Genomic DNA, 14,305 nt, shown 5'->3' with positions numbered 1-14,305 from the left:
TGTGGGCAAACGGCTGCTCGACTTCTGGCGGCGCCTGCTCGGCCGGGCGGACGCCGCGCGCGGTCCGGCGACGTCCCGGCTGCGCTGGCGGGTGCCGTTCGCGTCCGCCGTGCAGGCCGAGGCGACGATCTTCCTGGTCCTGCGCCGGATGCGGGTCCCCCTGATCGTGCTGATCGTGATCTTCGCGATCAGCGTGCTCGGCCTGAAGCTGATCCCGGGCCAGGACGCGACGGGTGCGCCGTACCGGATGACCTTCTTCGACGCCTTCTACTTCATGAGCTACACGGCGTCGACGATCGGGTTCGGCGAGCTGCCGCACGCCTTCACCGCCGGCCAGCGGCTGTGGGTGACGGCCACGATCTACCTGACGGTCATCGGCTGGGCCTACGCGATCGGCTCGCTGCTCGCGCTGCTGCAGGACCGGGCCTTCCGGCAGGCACTGGCGTTGCAGCACTTCACCCGGAAGGTCGCCCGGCTGCGGGAGCCGTTCCTGCTGGTCGCGGGCTACGGGCGGACGGGCGAGCTGCTCGCCGGCTCGTTCGACACCCTCGGCCGCCGGGTCGTGGTGCTGGACATCGACCCCGCGCGGATCGACTCGCTGGAGCTCGGCTCGTACAGCTCGGACGTCCCGGGGCTCGTCGCGGACGCCCGCGATCCGGGCCATCTCGGGGTCGCCGGGCTGGACAACCCCCGCTGCGAGGCCGTCCTCGCCCTGACCAACGACGACGAGGCCAACCTCGCGGTGACCATGACCGCGGCGCTGCTGCGGCCGGACCTGCCGGTGATCGCCCGCACCATCTCCCCCGCGATCGAGGACCGGATGCACGCGTTCGGCACCCCGACGGTCGTCAACCCGTTCGACCGCTTCGGCGACCACCTCCGCATCGCGATGCGCGCCCCCGCGTCCTTCCAGCTGATGACCTGGCTGGAGAGCGGCCCCGGAGCCGACCTGCCCGAGCGGGGCCGGCCGCCGCGGCACGGGAAGTGGGTGATGTGCGGGTACGGCCGGTTCGGCCGCGAGGTCACCGAGGACCTGCGCGCGGAGGGCCTGGACGTCACGGTCGTCGAGCCCGCGGAGAAGGAGCACGGGACACCGACCGTCGCGGGCCAGGGGTTCGAACCGGACGTGATGGAGAAGGCCGGGGTGGCCGACGCCGTCGGGTTCGTCGCCGGCACGGACAACGACACCAGCAACCTCTCGCTGGTCGCCGCCGCGCGCCGGGTCAATCCGTCGCTGTTCGTGGCCGCCCGGCAGAACCTCCCGTCGAGCGCGCCGCTGTTCGCCGTGATGGACGTGGACGCGCTGCTCGTGCCCGCGGAGGTCGTCGCGCACGAGGTGTTCGCCCAGCTCAGCACGCCGTTGCTGTGGCGGTTCCTGCAGCACGTCCCGCAGCAGGGCGACGCGTGGGCCGCCGCGCTCGTCGACCGGCTCACCTCCCACTGCGGCCGGCACATGCAGGAGCTGTGGAAGGTCCGGCTCAACCACGGGGAGGCCCCGGCGCTGACGGGCTGGCTCGCCTCGGGCGAGGCGACGATCGGTGACGTCCTGCGGGACCCGGACGACCGCGAGCAGCGGCTCCCGATCGTGGTCCTGATGGTGCTGCGCGGCGACGACGCCGTGATGGCCCCGGACGACGATTTCGTCCTCGCCCCGGGCGACGAACTGCTGCTGTACGGCACGGCCCCGGCCCGCCGGGCCTTCAGCTCGACGATGCTGGTCGACGGCGCCGCCGAGTACGTCCGCACCGGCCGCCACGTGCCGACGGGCTGGCTGTGGCGCCGGTTCACGCGAGCCGGCCGGGACTGAGCTGCCGCACGAAGGTTGCGCCGGCGGGCCGGAGCCGCGCGGGCCCGCGGGGTCTCGACCTCGAACACCCCGCCGTCACCACACCTCCGGCGCCGTCACCGGGGACCGCGTCCCGAGTCCCTTCTCCGCCGCCGCGGTCCGCACCGCCTCGATGACGAGCTGCAGGGAGGGCCGGCGGGCGGCCTTCGTCCGGTACGCGATCGAGACCGTGCGCAGCACCGGTTCGGTCAGCGGGACGACGTCGATCCCGGGCGGGCGCAGGGTCAGGCCGAGGTCCGAGACGAGGGTGACGCCGAGCCCGGCGGCGACCATCGCCAGCGCGGTCGACTGCTCCTCCACCTCGTGGTTGATCGTCGGTTCGAACCCGTTGCGCTGGCAGGCGAGCCGGACCGCGCGGCCGAAGTGCGAGCGCGGGCCGGAGAGGATCCAGGGGTGCTCGGCGAGCTCGGGCAGGGTGACCGTCGGCGTGGGCACCGCACCCGCGGGCACGGCCGCATGGAGCCGTTCGACGGCGATGACGTCCCTGGTCAGCGAGGGATCCCAGGACATCGGGTAGTCCGAGTAGTCGATGATGAAGGAGAAGTCGAGCGTGCCGTCCCGGACCGCGCCGGCCGTCTCCTCCGGCGCGAGCTCCCGGGTCCGGACCTGGATCCCGGGATGGTCCGTGGCGAGGAGGGTCAGGGCGGCCGGGAGCAGCCCGGACGCGACGGAGGCCCACACCCCGGCCGTGAGCCGGACGGAGACCGGCTCCTGCGCCTCCTCCAGCGCCAGGGTCGCGCGTTCGACGGAGCCGAGGATCTCCTCGGCGTGGTCCGCGAGCAGCACGCCGAGGTCCGTCAGCTGGACCCGGCGCCCGAGGCGTTCGAACAGCTTGGTGCCGACGTCGCGTTCGAGCTGCGCGAGCTGCTGGGAGACGGCCGAGGCGGTGTAGTGCAGGGACGCGGCGGCGGCGGTGATGGTCCCGCGCCGGTGCAGTTCCCGGAGCATGCGCAACCGCTGCAACGAGAGCTCCATGCCGACCACCCTAGGGAGGGTCGGCCCACCGTGCAGGAAGCGTGAACGGTGCCGTGCACGATCGGTAACTGGACGCGCGGCGGGGCCGGGCGCACGCTGAGGACACCGGCACGGAGGCCACCGAGCCGGGTGCGCCACACCCCCACGGAGATCAGCAGCCGACCCACGCAGGTGGGCACGGCGGCACCGCCGTGCGCGGGTCCGGGGCGCACATCGTCGAGAACACAGTCTGGGAGGCAGGTCGACGTGACCACGATGCAGGAGCCGATGGGACCCGCAGGCGACGAGCTGCGTCCGCTCGCGAGTGCCCCGGTCGTGGCTGCGCCTCTCCCGAGCCCGGGGCCGATCGAGAGCCCGCGCTCCCGCCAGCCCTACCTGCGGATGACGTGGACCGACCCGGTCACCGGCGCCACCGGCCACCTCGTCGTGCACTCGCTCGTCTCGGGCATGGCGACCGGGGGCACCCGGATGCGCGCCGGCTGCACGATGACCGAGGTCGAGGACCTCGCCTTCGGCATGGCCGCCAAGACCGCCACCTTCGACCTGCCGATCGGCGGGGCCAAGGGTGGCATCGACTTCGACCCGAAGGACCCCCGCGCCCTCGGCGTCCTGCAGCGGTTCTGCGAGGCCATGCGCCCCTGGATCGACGGGCACTGGGTGACCGCGGAGGACCTCGGCGTCCCGCAGCACCTGATCGACGAGGTCTTCGCGAACCTCGGGCTCGGCCAGTCCTACCACGCGGCCATCAGCAAGGCGGCGGACCCGCGGGCCACCCTGGAGCGGGTGCGCGCGGGGCTGGACGCCGAGGTCGGCGGCGGGCTGCTCGGTGACGTCATCGGCGGCTACGGCGTGGCGCAGGCCTGCCTCGGTGCGGCCGCGGCCTGGAACTGGGCGATCGAGGAGACCACCGTCGCGATCCAGGGCATCGGCACGATGGGCGGCGGCGCCGCCTGGTACCTGCACGAGGCGGGGATGAAGGTCGTCGCCGTCGCGGACGCCGTCGGCACCCTCTACGACCCGGCCGGCCTGGACGTCCCGGCGCTGCTGGACCTGCGGGACTCCTACGGCGAGGTCGACCGCGCGCAGGTGCCCGCGCACGTGCAGCGGCTGCCGCGTGGCGCCGTGATCGGGATCGAGGCGGACGTCCTGGTCCCGGCCGCGATCTCCTACGCGATCACCCCGGACAACACCTACGACGTGGCCGCCAAGGTCGTCGTCGAGGCGGCCAACGCCGCCACGACGCCCGAGGCCGAGGCCATGCTGACGGCCCGGGACATCCCGGTGATCCCGGACTTCGTGGCCAACGCGGGGGCGGCGGCCTGGGCCTGGTGGCTGCTGCTCGGGCAGGTCGGCCCGGACCCGGCGGACTCGTTCCGCAAGCTGCGCACGGAGATGGCCGCGAAGGTCGGGCTGCTGCTCGGCCGCTGGATCGGCGACGGCGTCCCACCGCGGCACACGGGGTGGGAGCTCATGACGGCGGACCGCGAGGTCCCGCCGCTCGTCATCCCCTGACCGGCCGGCAGCACGTGGACGCCGAGCGCGAGCGCGACGATGCCGCCCACCACCGGCGGGACGAGCACCGCGGCGGTCCCGGCTCAGCCCTTCGCGTCGAGGAACCCCACGATCCGTTTCGTGATCTCGCTCGGCCGCTGCACGTGCATGAAGTGCCCGACGCCCTCGATCAACTCCGAGCGCGACCCCGGCCCGCAGTGGCTCGGGACCCGGTCCACCTGCTCCTGGGTCATGCCGTGGCAGCCGTCGTCGGTGCCGTGCAGGTAGAGCGTGGGCTGGGTGATGTCGTCGCCCCACGCGGCCGCCTGTTCGGCGGCCCACTCGGGTGAGCCGAACCGGGTGGGGTCGAACTGGCCCCAGTAGTAGCCGAGCGCGGCCTGGAAGTGGGCCGGGTCGCGGATGCAGTCCTTCATCAGCGGGAGGTCCTCGGAGGCGTCGTAGCCGGGGGACCAGTCCGCCCAGATGTTGTCGATGAAGGCGAAGTCGTCGGCCGAGATCACGTCCTCGGCCACGCGCTGCATCTGGAAGTACCAGAAGTAGAACGAGCGCTTGATCTGCTCGTACTTGACGATGTTCTCGCCGAAGATCGCGAACGGCGGGATGTTGACGATGACGCAGCGCGACCACCGGTCCGGCGCCTTCGCCGCTGCCCCCCACGCCGCGACCGCACCCCAGTCGTGGGCGATCAGCACGGCGTCCGAGCCGCCGCCGAGCGCCTCGTGCAGCGCGTTCTGGTCGTCGACGAGCATGCTGCTGTGCACGTGGTGACGGTCGGCGGGCAGCTCGGTCGGCGCGAAGCCACGGCTGAACGGCGCGACCGCCCGGTATCCCGCTTCGGCGAGTGCCGGGAGCAGGTACCGGTAGGTGTGGGGCGAGTCCGGGAAGCCGTGCATGCACAGGGCGAGTGGTCCCTCGCCCGCCGTCAGGTACGCGAAATCGAGGTTGTTCGCCCGAACCGTGCCCCGCTCGAACTCCTGCATCACGATGCCTCTCCGCTCGTCCCGCCGCCCGGACCCACTCTGCGGGTGGTCCAGGTCACACGGAACGCGGCGGGGGGACTCGATCGTCGAGCGGCGCGGAAAGGAGCCGTGCAGCTCAGCCCGCTGAGCCGACGGTCAGCGCGCCGGAGCGCCCAGGTGCTCGGTGAAGAACGCGTCGATCCGGGCCCACGCGTCCGCGGCGGCGACCGGCTCCGGGCCCATCCCGGCCACCCGGAGCAGCGGCCGCATGATCTTCGGGCCACTCTCGCCGCCGTTGAGGAAGGAGTGCCCGGCGCTCGGGTACTCCTTGACGTCGTGCGGCACGCCCGCCTTCGTCAGCGTCGCCCCGAGCTTCGCCGCGGCGCCGCGCAGGGAGAGGTCCTTGCCGCCGTAGCTCGCGACGATCGGGCAGGCGTTCTCGAGCACGGACTCGTCGCGGGGCAGGAAACCGTAGTTGGGTGCCGAGGCGTCGAAGTCGGGGGCGGTGAGCAGCGCGAAGCCGCCACCCATGCAGAAGCCGATGATGCCGACCTTGCCCGTGCACTCCGGTGAGGACCGCAGGTACTCGCGGCCGGTGGCGATGTCGTCGACGGCAGGGCCCTTGCCGGAGAACAGGGACCGGAAGGTCGAGACCAGGCAGCGGCGGGCGCCGCCGTTGCTGAACAGGTCGACGGCCAGGGTGAGGTAGCCGAGCCCGGCCATCGTCTCCGCGAGCCCGCGCTGCACGGGGTCGAGGCCGAACGCCTCGTGGACCAGCACGACGCCGGGCCACGGGCCCTCGCCGTCGGGGCGGACGAGGTAGCCGGTCAGCCGGCGCGCGGCGTCGGGGCCGGCGAGATCGATGTCGGGCATGATCGCGAGCCTAGCTCTGCCGATCCGACCCGGATGGCTGCCGCGCGCCGATGTCGAGCCGCGTGACCACCGGGGGAGCGGCGACGAGCTCGCCCGGATCGAGCAGGCCCTTCGGGTCGACGCCAGGTCCCCGTCTCGGGTCGGCGTGACGGAGCGCCGGCGGACACGTCGCCGAACCCACGCTCACCGCGCCGGACTACGCGGTGGAGCCCGGCGCCGTCGAGCGGGAGTTCGAGGCCGCCGCGGCCTCGGACCGCGATGCGGCGATGCCGGACAGCTGGACGACGATCCGGCTGGCGCCGGCGCGGATGGACTTCTGGCAGGCGGGCACGGAGACGACACCGCCGGGCAAGACGCGGTTCGTGGCGGAGGGCTCGACCTGGCGCGCGTTTCCCGTCCTGCCCTGAGGGAAGGATGACGGCATGGCACCCCTCGACGTCCTTGCCCGCGCTGCCGCTCTGGGTGCCGCTTCCGGCGGCCGCAGCACGGCGGGCATCACAGCCGTCACCCTGACCTCGCGGCCGGGCGACCCGTGGCCGGCGCGGTACCTCGGCGGGACCACGGCGAAGGTGTCGGCCGCGTTCTCGGCGCTCGCCGAGGCCGTCGTGGACAAGCTCCCCGGCGTCCCGCCGCGGACCGCCGCGCCGGGGCTCGCACCCCGTGTCGTGTTCGGCGCGACCGCGGGAGCGATCGCCACCCGCCGGAACGGCAGCACGGACCCGCTGGTCGTTGCCGGTGCGGCCGCGCTCGCGGCGGCGGCGTCCGTGGCCGCGGCGTTCGCGGGGACGAAGGCACGCGGGATCGCCGCGAAGCGGTTCGGGGCGGACCTTCCGGGCGCGCTCGCCGAGGACGCGCTGGTCGGGGTGCTGGCATGGTGGGGCTCGCGACGCTGAGGCTTCCCGGCGATCTGCCGACACAGGTACGGATGCGTTCGCAATGCCTCCGCCCCCTCGTCGGTGCGAGGCGTCGACGTGGGGATCTCCCGGCCTGCGCGCCCCGGTTTGGTGTGTCACCGTTCACACTCGAACCCTCCTGATCACGACGCAAAGGAGCACCGTGGACACCAGCAGGAAGTTGCAGGTCAGCAAGGTGATCGACGCGCCGGCGGCGGACATCTTCGCGATCCTGGCGAACCCCGACCGGCACCAGGAGATCGACGGTGCGGGCATGCTCCGCGGCGTCGAGGGCGAGGCGCAGCCGATCGCGGCGATCGGGCAGGTCTTCGTCATGAACATGCACCAGGACGCCCTCGGGGACTACCGGATGGTCAACTCGGTCACGGCCTACGTGCCGGACGCCCGGATCGGCTGGGCGCCGCAGATCGACCCGAGCTGTGAGCTGGCGGCGAAGCTCGGGGACATGACGGTCGGCGGGCACACGTACACCTACGACCTGTCCGAGGGCGAGGAGGGCACGACGGTCACGCAGACCTACGAGTGGATGAGCGTCAAGGACGAGCAGTTCGCGGCGATGTTGCCCGTGGTGTCCGAGGAGCAGCTGGCGGGGACCCTGGACAAGATCGCCGAGGCGGTGCGCTGAGCCCAGCGGTTGCCGTCGGTCGAGCCGGGGCCCGCCCCGGTCAGTACACGTCGCGGGAGTAGCGCCTCTCCGCGGCGAGCTTCTTGACGTACGCGGCGGCGCGCTCCTCGTCCATCCCGCCGTGCGTGGCGACGATGTCCCGCAACGCCCTGTCGACGTCCTTCGCCATCCGGGTCGCGTCCCCGCTAGACGTAGAAGTGCGCGCCGTCCTCCAGCCACGCCCACAGCCGGGCGCCGTGCTTGCGCATGCGGTCCTGCACGTAGACCTTGTGCCGCTGGTCGCGGGAGAACGCGACGTCGAGGCGGCTCAGCGTGCGGTCGCGCTGCAGGCCGTCGAGCTCCTCGCGGTAGTAGAAGTCCGTCTCCCGGCGCTGCTCGCCGAAGAACAGCCAGTTGCGGCCCCGGTGACCGCGGGCGCGGCGGTCGTCGAGGAAACCGAGGAACGGCGCGACGCCGGTGCCCGGACCCACCATGATCATCGGGGCCGACGGGTCCGTGGGGGGGCCGGAACGTCGGCGCGGCCCTCACGGATACCGCGGTCGGCCGGGCGTCCACCGCGTCGGCCAGGAACGTCGAGCAGACACCGCGGCGCCGCGGCGACCCGGGTCAGCGACACCGCGCACGCCTTCAGTTCGGGCTGGAACGACAGCGGATCCACCGCGTCGTTCGTGACCGCGTTGACCGCCAGGTGTTCGCCGAACAGGTCGTTCCAGTGGAACGGCGCGAAGCAGTTCCCCGGCCGCACCCGCTCGCTCAGGACGGCGGGCAGCACCGCGCGGCCGCGTCGGGAGGCGATCGCGACCGAGTCCCCCTCGCCGATCCCGTGCGCCTCGGCGTCCACGGGATGGATCTCGACGAACGGCCCCGGGTCGAGCGTGTTCAGCTTCGCCACCATGCCGGTCTTGGTCAGCGTGTGCCACTGGTGCTGCAGCCGGCCGGTGTTGAGTTCAGGTAGCGGGCGGGGTTGCGGTCCGCGGAGCCCGGCGCAGCGGGCCACTGCACGGGGGCGTCGCGCAGCCGCTCGTAGGTGACGCCGCGCAGGTCGTAGCCGGTCCCGGGGTTCCAGGCCTGCTTGATCTCCTCGAACACCTCCTCGGCGGAGGTGTAGGGGAACGCGTCCGCGTAGCCCATCTCGCAGGCGACGCGGGCGATGATCTGCCAGTCCGGCAGCGCGTCGCCGGGCGCCGGGACGGCGGGCTGCAGGAGCGTCAGGTTCCGCTCCGAGTTGATCATCACCCCTTCGGTTTCGGCCCACATCGAGGCGGGGAGCACGACGTCGGCGTAGGCGTTGGGGGGAGCCGGACTACGACACAAGTTCCTGCGCCGCCGCCGCATCGCCTGACCCGGCGCAGTCCGCACGACCGGCACTACCGAGGACGCACGCCCCTCGGAGTGCCGGCCGTCGTCGCACACAGGGAGGGAACACGCGGTTGCGTCACATAGTTGCCCTTATCATCTGCGGATGCGGTCGAATGTGTCCCTGATATGTGCAGGTGCGGGGGCGCAACCGGCTCCCCGGGACCGACGAAGCGTGGAGGACTACCGATGAGACGTCTCGTGGCCGCAGCCGTGGCCGGTCTGGCCGTGCTGACGGTGAGCGCGTGCGGCGGGGGTTCGAACACCGGGGCGGGCGCGCCGTCCGCCGCCCCGCCGGCCAAGACCCTGACCGTCTTCGCGGCGGCGTCGCTGACCGAGACCTTCACCGCGATCGAGAAGCAGTTCGAGAGGGACAACCCCGGCGTCGACGTGAAGCTGAACTACGCAGGCTCCTCGGACCTCGCCCAGCAGATCGTCAACGGCGCCCCGGCGGACGTGTTCGCCGCCGCCAGCGACGCGACCATGAAGACCGTGACGGACGCGGGCCTCACCGCCGCGCCGCCGGCCGTCTTCGCGACGAACGTCCTGCAGATCGCCACCGCCCCGGGCAACCCGAAGGCCGTCGCGGGCTTCGCCGACCTGGCGAAGCCGGACCTCAAGGTCGTCGTCTGCGCACCCCAGGTGCCGTGCGGCGCGGCCGAGCAGAAGCTCGTGGGGTCCACCGGGGTCGCGATCACCCCGGTCAGCGAGGAGCCGGACGTCAAGTCGGTGCTGAGCAAGGTGTCCTCGGGCAACGCCGATGCCGGGCTGGTCTACGTCACGGACGTGACCGCGGCCAGGGGGACCGTGCAGGGCGTCAGCTTCCCGGAGGCGGCGAGCGCCGCGACGAGCTACCCGATCGCCGTCACGAAGGACGCGGCGCAGCGCGAGCTCGCGCAGAGATGGGTGGACGCGGTGACCGGCGACGTCGGCAGGAAGGCGCTGGAGGCGGCCGGCTTCGGCGTGCCCGCCTGAGTATTCCCGCGACCGCGTACCGGGTTCCCCTTCTGACGAAGCCGGTGCGCGGTCGTCGGCGGGGGGTAAGCCGGAGGCATGAGTGCGAAGACCTGGTTCATCACCGGTGCCTCCCGCGGCTTCGGCCGCGAGTGGGCGATCGCCGCGCTGGAGCGGGGCGACTCGGTCGCCGCGACCGCGCGGGACACCGCGACCCTCGACGACCTCGTGGAGCGCTTCGGGGAGCGCCTCCTGCCCCTGAAGCTGGACGTCACCGACCGCGAGGCGGACTTCGCGGCCGTCAAGCAGGCGCACGACCACTTCGGACGGCTGGACGTCGTCGTCAACAACGCCGGGTACGGGCACTTCGGGCTGGTCGAGGAGATCAGCGAGGCCGAGGCCCGGGACCAGATGGAGACCAACCTGTTCGGGGCCCTGTGGGTCACCCAGGCGGCGCTGCCGTTCCTGCGCGAGCAGGGTTCCGGGCACATCCTGCAGGTGTCCTCGATCGGCGGGATCAGCGCGTTCCCGCTGGTCGGGATGTACCACGCGTCGAAGTGGGCGCTCGAGGGGATCAGCCAGTCCCTCGCCCAGGAGGTTGCCGGGTTCGGCATCAAGGTCACGCTGATCGAGCCGGGCGGGTTCTCCACGGACTGGGGCGGCTCGTCGGCCCGGCACTCCGAGCCGCTCCCGGCCTACGACGAGTTCCGCGCCCAGGCCCAGAAGCAGCGTGAGCAGCGGGTCTCGGCGCCGGGGGATCCCGCGGCCAGCGCGGCCGCCGTCCTGCGGATCGTCGATGCGGCGGAGCCGCCGCTGCGCGTCTTCTTCGGCGAAGCCCCGCTCGCGATCGCGACCGAGGACTACGAGTCCCGCCTCGCCACCTGGCGGCAGTGGGAGGACGTCGCCAAGCTCGCCCAGGGGTGATGCGCCGAAGGCGCCCGTGCGCGGAAGCCGTTGCCAGGGCGACGTCTTCCGCGCACGAGCGCGTCAGCGCGAGAGGGTCAGCAGCTGCTCGTAGAAGCCGCCGATCTGCCGCTCCCGGTCCACCAGGTGGACCTCGAGGATCCAGTGGCACGTCCGGCCGGACGGGTCCGTGCGCCGCATCGGGTGGTCGCTGCCGGGCGCGATGTAGCTCTCGATCCGTTCGCCGTCGATCCACTCGTGCGGGAACTCGCCGACCAGGTGGCCGCTGTGCGCGCCGCCGAACTCCCAGCCCGCCTGCTCGGCCAGGCCCACGACGTGCGCGTACAGCTGCGCCCCGCTGATGTCCGGGTGCGCCTCGAAGTGGGCGCGGCCGGCGTCGAAGATCCTGGGCAGATCGTCGCGCAGGCGCAGCTTCACCGGGTCGTCCCCGAGCACGAAGGTGCGGCCGAAGTCCGCCTCCCACTCGGCGAAGATCGGCCCGAAGTCCAGGAAGACGATGTCGTCCGCCTCGATCGTGCGGTCCGGCGGGTTCTCCTTGTACGGCTTCAGGGTGTTCGGCCCGGAGCGGACGACCCGCTTGTGCCAGTGCTTGTCCGTACCGAAGAGCTCCGCGCCGAGGTCACGGACCCGGTCGCTGAGCTCCTTCTCCGACTCGCCCGGCGCGATCAGGCCGCGCCGCGCGACCTCCTCGAACAGGCCGACGGCCTTGCGCTCGGCCTCCACGAGGCTGCGCGCCCGCACTTCCTCGTCGACCGTGACCTTCTTGTCGACTGCGCCCATGGTGATCCCGCCCCTCCGGCCCGGCCCACCATTGCGCCGAGCCCTAGTCCGCGCCGTCGATCCACACCGTCTTGGCATTGCAGAACGACCGCGGGCCGAAGTCCGCCAGCTCCCGACCGTAGCCGGAGTTCTTCACTCCGCCGAACGGAACCTCGGGCGTCGACTCGGTGACCCGGTTGACGTAGATCATCCCGGTCTCGATCTCGGTGACGAACCGCTCCTGTTCGGCCGGGTCGCGGGTCCAGGCGCTCCCGCCGAGCCCGAAGTCCGAGTCGTTGGCGATCCGGATCGCGTCCTCGACGTCGCGGGCCCGCCAGACCAGCGCGACCGGGCCGAAGAACTCCTCGCGGTGCCCGGGCGAGCCCTCCGGGATGTCCGTGAGCAGCGTCGGCGGGTAGAAGTTGCCGGGCCCACCCGACGGCTTCCCGCCGGTCAGCAGCCGGGCCCCGGCCGCGACCGTGTCCTGGACCTGCTTGTCGAGCGTCTTGACGGCGTCCGGGCTCGACAGCGGGCCCATGTCCGTCGACTCGTCCCGCGGGTCCCCCAGCTTCAAGGCCTCCAGCTTCGCGACCATCCGCCGGACGAACTCGTCCGCGACCTGCTCGTGCACGATGAACCGCTTCGCGTTGATGCAGGACTGGCCGTTGTTCAGGGTGCGCGAGGCGACGGCGTTGTCGACGGCGACGTCGAGGTCGACGGACGGCATGACGACGAACGGGTCGCTCCCGCCGAGCTCCAGCACGCTCGGCTTGATGTTCCGTCCGGCGGCGGACGCGACCTCGCGGCCCGCCCCCTCGCTGCCGGTCAGCGTCACGGCCCGCACCCGCACGTCGTCGAGGATCCCCTCGACCGCGGCGGAGGGGACGAGCAGCGTCTGGAAGGCGCCCTCGGGGAACCCGGCCCGCCGCAGGACGTCCTCGATGGCCAGGGCGCACTGCGGGACGTTCGACGCGTGCTTGAGCAGCCCGACGTTGCCGGCCATCAGTGCGGGAGCCGCGAACCGGAACACCTGCCAGTACGGGAAGTTCCACGGCATGATCGCCAGCACCGGTCCGAGCGGCTCGTACCGGGTGAACACCCGGGCACCCTCGACGTCGCGCGGCTGGTCCGCGAGGATCCCCTCGGCGTGGTCGGCGTACCAGCGGCAGCCCTTCGCGCATTTGTGGATCTCCGCGATCGCGGAGGCGAGGGTCTTACCCATCTCCAGCGTCGCGAGCCCGCCGAGTTCCTCGGCCTCGTCGTCCAGGATCTCCGCCGCGCGCCGCAACCAGCCCGAGCGCTGGGCGAACGTCGTGGTCCGGTACGTCCGGAACACCTCCGCCGCGGTCTGCAGCTTCTGCTCCAGCTGCGCGTCCGTCAGCGCGTCGAAGGTCCTGATCGTCTCCCCGGTGGCGGGGTTCGTCGTCGCAATTGCCACGCCTGTCGGCTACCCCGGGCCGCCCGCGCGCAACCGTGTGAGGATCGGGGGATGGATCCGCAGCCGAGGGTGGCGGTGGTCGGCGCCGGGATCGTCGGCCTCTGCACGGCGTACGCGCTCGTGGAGCGGGGCGTGCCGGTCCGTGTGTACGAGCAGGGGGTGCCGGGCAACGGGCAGTCCGGCGGCCAGGGTCGGATCTTCCGGCACGCGCACGTCGATCCGCGGCTCGTGGCGGACGCGCAGGACAGCCGGGCGATCTACACGGAGTGGGGTCAGCGGCTCGGCGTCGAACTGGTGTCCGGGGACGGCGCGCTGGCGATCGGCCCGGCCGTGGAGGCGCACCTGCCGCGGCTGCGGCGCGCCGGGGTTCCCGCGCGCCGCGTCGGCGCCGCCGAGCTCGCCGAGCTGTTGCCCCCGCTCGCCGGCTTCGACGGACCCGCGATGCTCGACGAGCGGGGCGGCTCGATCCGTACGGCCGTGGCGGTCCGCGTGCTGTCGGAGGCGTTGGGTGAGCGGCTCGTCGCCGACGAGGTCCTGACGGTGCGCCCGACCGATGCCGGCGACGTCGAGGTGCGCAGCGGCGGGCGCACGGACCGCTACGAGCGCGTCGTCGTGTGCGCCGGCCGGGGCACCGCAGGGCTCGCCCGCGACCTCGGCCTGTCGCTCCCGATCCGGCACGGCGCCCACGTGCGGCTGACCTTCGCCGTGCGCGACGGCCCGGCGCCGAACCTCGCCACCCTCCAGGACTCCAGCGGGGACTTCGGGGAGACGGGCGCCTACGCCTCGGCGATCCCCGGCAACACCGCGTACGGGGTGGGCCTGAGCGAGTCCTGCGTGGCGCGGGAGGACGGCAGCCTGCTGGACCCGCCGGCGCTCGCGGACCTCGCGGACCGGACCGTCGACTACGTCCGGAAGGCATTGCCGGGGCTGGCTCCCGAACCCTTCGAGGTCCGGCACTGCCGGGTCACCGAACTCCCGTGGGGCTCGGACGGGATCGCGGTCTGGGAGCGGGAGGGGGTGCTGTTCCCGGCCGGGCACAACCTGTACAAGCAGGCCCCGGGCCTGGGCCGGAAGCTGGCGGCCGCGGCGGACGGCGGGGAGCTGCCGCAAGCGCTGCGGCCGGAGGCAGAACTCGGCGCGGCGTAGTTCACGCCGCGCGCCCACGGGGTA

17 protein-coding genes are annotated in these 14,305 nt (G+C 72.8%); 8 read left to right on the top strand and 9 right to left on the bottom strand.

Annotated features, from left to right (window positions below):
• Nucleotide 1: 1 nt before the first annotated feature.
• A complete protein-coding gene (locus WBK50_RS20590) occupies nt 2-1,807 on the top strand; it encodes a potassium channel family protein (RefSeq protein ID WP_341337160.1) in 1,806 nt (601 codons plus the stop codon).
• Nucleotides 1,808-1,882: 75 nt separating this feature from the next.
• Here the strand turns inward: WBK50_RS20590 and WBK50_RS20585 are convergent, their stop codons facing one another.
• Nucleotides 1,883-2,821, bottom strand: a complete 939-nt coding sequence (locus tag WBK50_RS20585; protein WP_341337159.1) for a LysR family transcriptional regulator — start codon at nt 2,819-2,821, stop codon at nt 1,883-1,885.
• A gap of 381 nt (nt 2,822-3,202) precedes the next feature.
• On the opposite strand from WBK50_RS20585, the gene WBK50_RS20580 reads away from it, so the two are divergent.
• Nucleotides 3,203-4,333: a Glu/Leu/Phe/Val dehydrogenase dimerization domain-containing protein gene (locus tag WBK50_RS20580; RefSeq protein WP_341339467.1), complete on the top strand. Its 1,131-nt coding sequence runs from the start codon at nt 3,203-3,205 to the stop codon at nt 4,331-4,333.
• A gap of 83 nt (nt 4,334-4,416) precedes the next feature.
• Here the strand turns inward: WBK50_RS20580 and WBK50_RS20575 are convergent, their stop codons facing one another.
• Together WBK50_RS20575 and WBK50_RS20570 are read right to left on the bottom strand one after the other, a co-directional pair.
• Nucleotides 4,417-5,313, bottom strand: a complete 897-nt coding sequence (locus WBK50_RS20575; RefSeq protein ID WP_341339466.1) for an alpha/beta fold hydrolase — start codon at nt 5,311-5,313, stop codon at nt 4,417-4,419.
• 135 nt (nt 5,314-5,448) lie between these two features.
• Nucleotides 5,449-6,165, bottom strand: coding sequence for a dienelactone hydrolase family protein (locus tag WBK50_RS20570; protein WP_341337158.1), 717 nt, complete (start codon nt 6,163-6,165; stop codon nt 5,449-5,451).
• Nucleotides 6,166-6,368: 203 nt separating this feature from the next.
• Between WBK50_RS20570 and WBK50_RS20565 the strand changes: the two genes are divergently transcribed.
• The 3 genes from WBK50_RS20565 to WBK50_RS20555 all read left to right on the top strand — a co-directional run bounded on the left by WBK50_RS20565 (nt 6,369) and on the right by WBK50_RS20555 (nt 7,704).
• Nucleotides 6,369-6,572, top strand: a complete 204-nt coding sequence (locus WBK50_RS20565) for a hypothetical protein (protein ID WP_341337157.1) — start codon at nt 6,369-6,371, stop codon at nt 6,570-6,572.
• Between the two features lie 15 nt (nt 6,573-6,587).
• On the top strand, nt 6,588-7,058 hold the full coding sequence (locus WBK50_RS20560) for a hypothetical protein (protein ID WP_341337156.1): 471 nt from the start codon (nt 6,588-6,590) through the stop codon (nt 7,056-7,058).
• 163 nt (nt 7,059-7,221) lie between these two features.
• Entirely contained in the window at nt 7,222-7,704 is a 483-nt protein-coding gene (locus WBK50_RS20555) for a hypothetical protein (protein ID WP_341337155.1), read from the top strand.
• Between the two features lie 40 nt (nt 7,705-7,744).
• Here WBK50_RS20555 and WBK50_RS20550 read toward each other — a convergent pair whose 3' ends face one another.
• The 4 genes from WBK50_RS20550 to WBK50_RS20535 are packed head-to-tail and all read right to left on the bottom strand — an operon-like array spanning nt 7,745 to nt 8,976.
• On the bottom strand, nt 7,745-7,873 hold the full coding sequence (locus WBK50_RS20550) for a hypothetical protein (protein WP_341337154.1): 129 nt from the start codon (nt 7,871-7,873) through the stop codon (nt 7,745-7,747).
• A 16-nt stretch (nt 7,874-7,889) separates the two neighbouring features.
• Nucleotides 7,890-8,183 carry a hypothetical protein gene (locus WBK50_RS20545; RefSeq protein WP_341337153.1) on the bottom strand — a complete coding sequence of 98 codons (294 nt, stop codon included), beginning with the start codon at nt 8,181-8,183 and terminating at the stop codon, nt 7,890-7,892.
• Complete coding sequence (locus WBK50_RS20540; RefSeq protein ID WP_341337152.1) at nt 8,180-8,599, bottom strand: molybdopterin dinucleotide binding domain-containing protein; 420 nt, start codon at nt 8,597-8,599, stop codon at nt 8,180-8,182. The genes WBK50_RS20545 and WBK50_RS20540 overlap by 4 nt, the downstream gene beginning before the upstream one ends.
• Before the next feature lie 11 nt (nt 8,600-8,610).
• Complete coding sequence (locus WBK50_RS20535) at nt 8,611-8,976, bottom strand: molybdopterin-dependent oxidoreductase (RefSeq protein WP_341337151.1); 366 nt, start codon at nt 8,974-8,976, stop codon at nt 8,611-8,613.
• 273 nt (nt 8,977-9,249) lie between these two features.
• On the opposite strand from WBK50_RS20535, the gene modA reads away from it, so the two are divergent.
• Nucleotides 9,250-10,035 (top strand): molybdate ABC transporter substrate-binding protein, encoded by a 786-nt coding sequence (gene modA, locus WBK50_RS20530; protein ID WP_341337150.1) that lies wholly within the window; start codon nt 9,250-9,252, stop codon nt 10,033-10,035.
• A gap of 78 nt (nt 10,036-10,113) precedes the next feature.
• Nucleotides 10,114-10,938 carry an SDR family oxidoreductase gene (locus tag WBK50_RS20525; RefSeq protein WP_341337149.1) on the top strand — a complete coding sequence of 275 codons (825 nt, stop codon included), beginning with the start codon at nt 10,114-10,116 and terminating at the stop codon, nt 10,936-10,938.
• A 63-nt stretch (nt 10,939-11,001) separates the two neighbouring features.
• Here the strand turns inward: WBK50_RS20525 and WBK50_RS20520 are convergent, their stop codons facing one another.
• Both WBK50_RS20520 and WBK50_RS20515 read right to left on the bottom strand, forming a co-directional pair.
• Nucleotides 11,002-11,718: a M24 family metallopeptidase gene (locus tag WBK50_RS20520; protein ID WP_341337148.1), complete on the bottom strand. Its 717-nt coding sequence runs from the start codon at nt 11,716-11,718 to the stop codon at nt 11,002-11,004.
• 43 nt (nt 11,719-11,761) lie between these two features.
• Complete coding sequence (locus WBK50_RS20515; RefSeq protein WP_341337147.1) at nt 11,762-13,135, bottom strand: NAD-dependent succinate-semialdehyde dehydrogenase; 1,374 nt, start codon at nt 13,133-13,135, stop codon at nt 11,762-11,764.
• A gap of 51 nt (nt 13,136-13,186) precedes the next feature.
• Here WBK50_RS20515 and WBK50_RS20510 point away from each other — a divergent pair, with 51 nt between their 5' ends.
• On the top strand, nt 13,187-14,281 hold the full coding sequence (locus WBK50_RS20510; protein ID WP_341337146.1) for an NAD(P)/FAD-dependent oxidoreductase: 1,095 nt from the start codon (nt 13,187-13,189) through the stop codon (nt 14,279-14,281).
• Nucleotides 14,282-14,305 lie beyond the last annotated feature (24 nt).

Source organism: Pseudonocardia sp. T1-2H (assembly GCF_038039215.1).
In the GTDB taxonomy this organism is placed as follows: domain Bacteria; phylum Actinomycetota; class Actinomycetes; order Mycobacteriales; family Pseudonocardiaceae; genus Pseudonocardia.
Note: the sequence above shows the minus strand (reverse complement) of the source record. Positions and strands in the feature narration are given on the sequence as shown.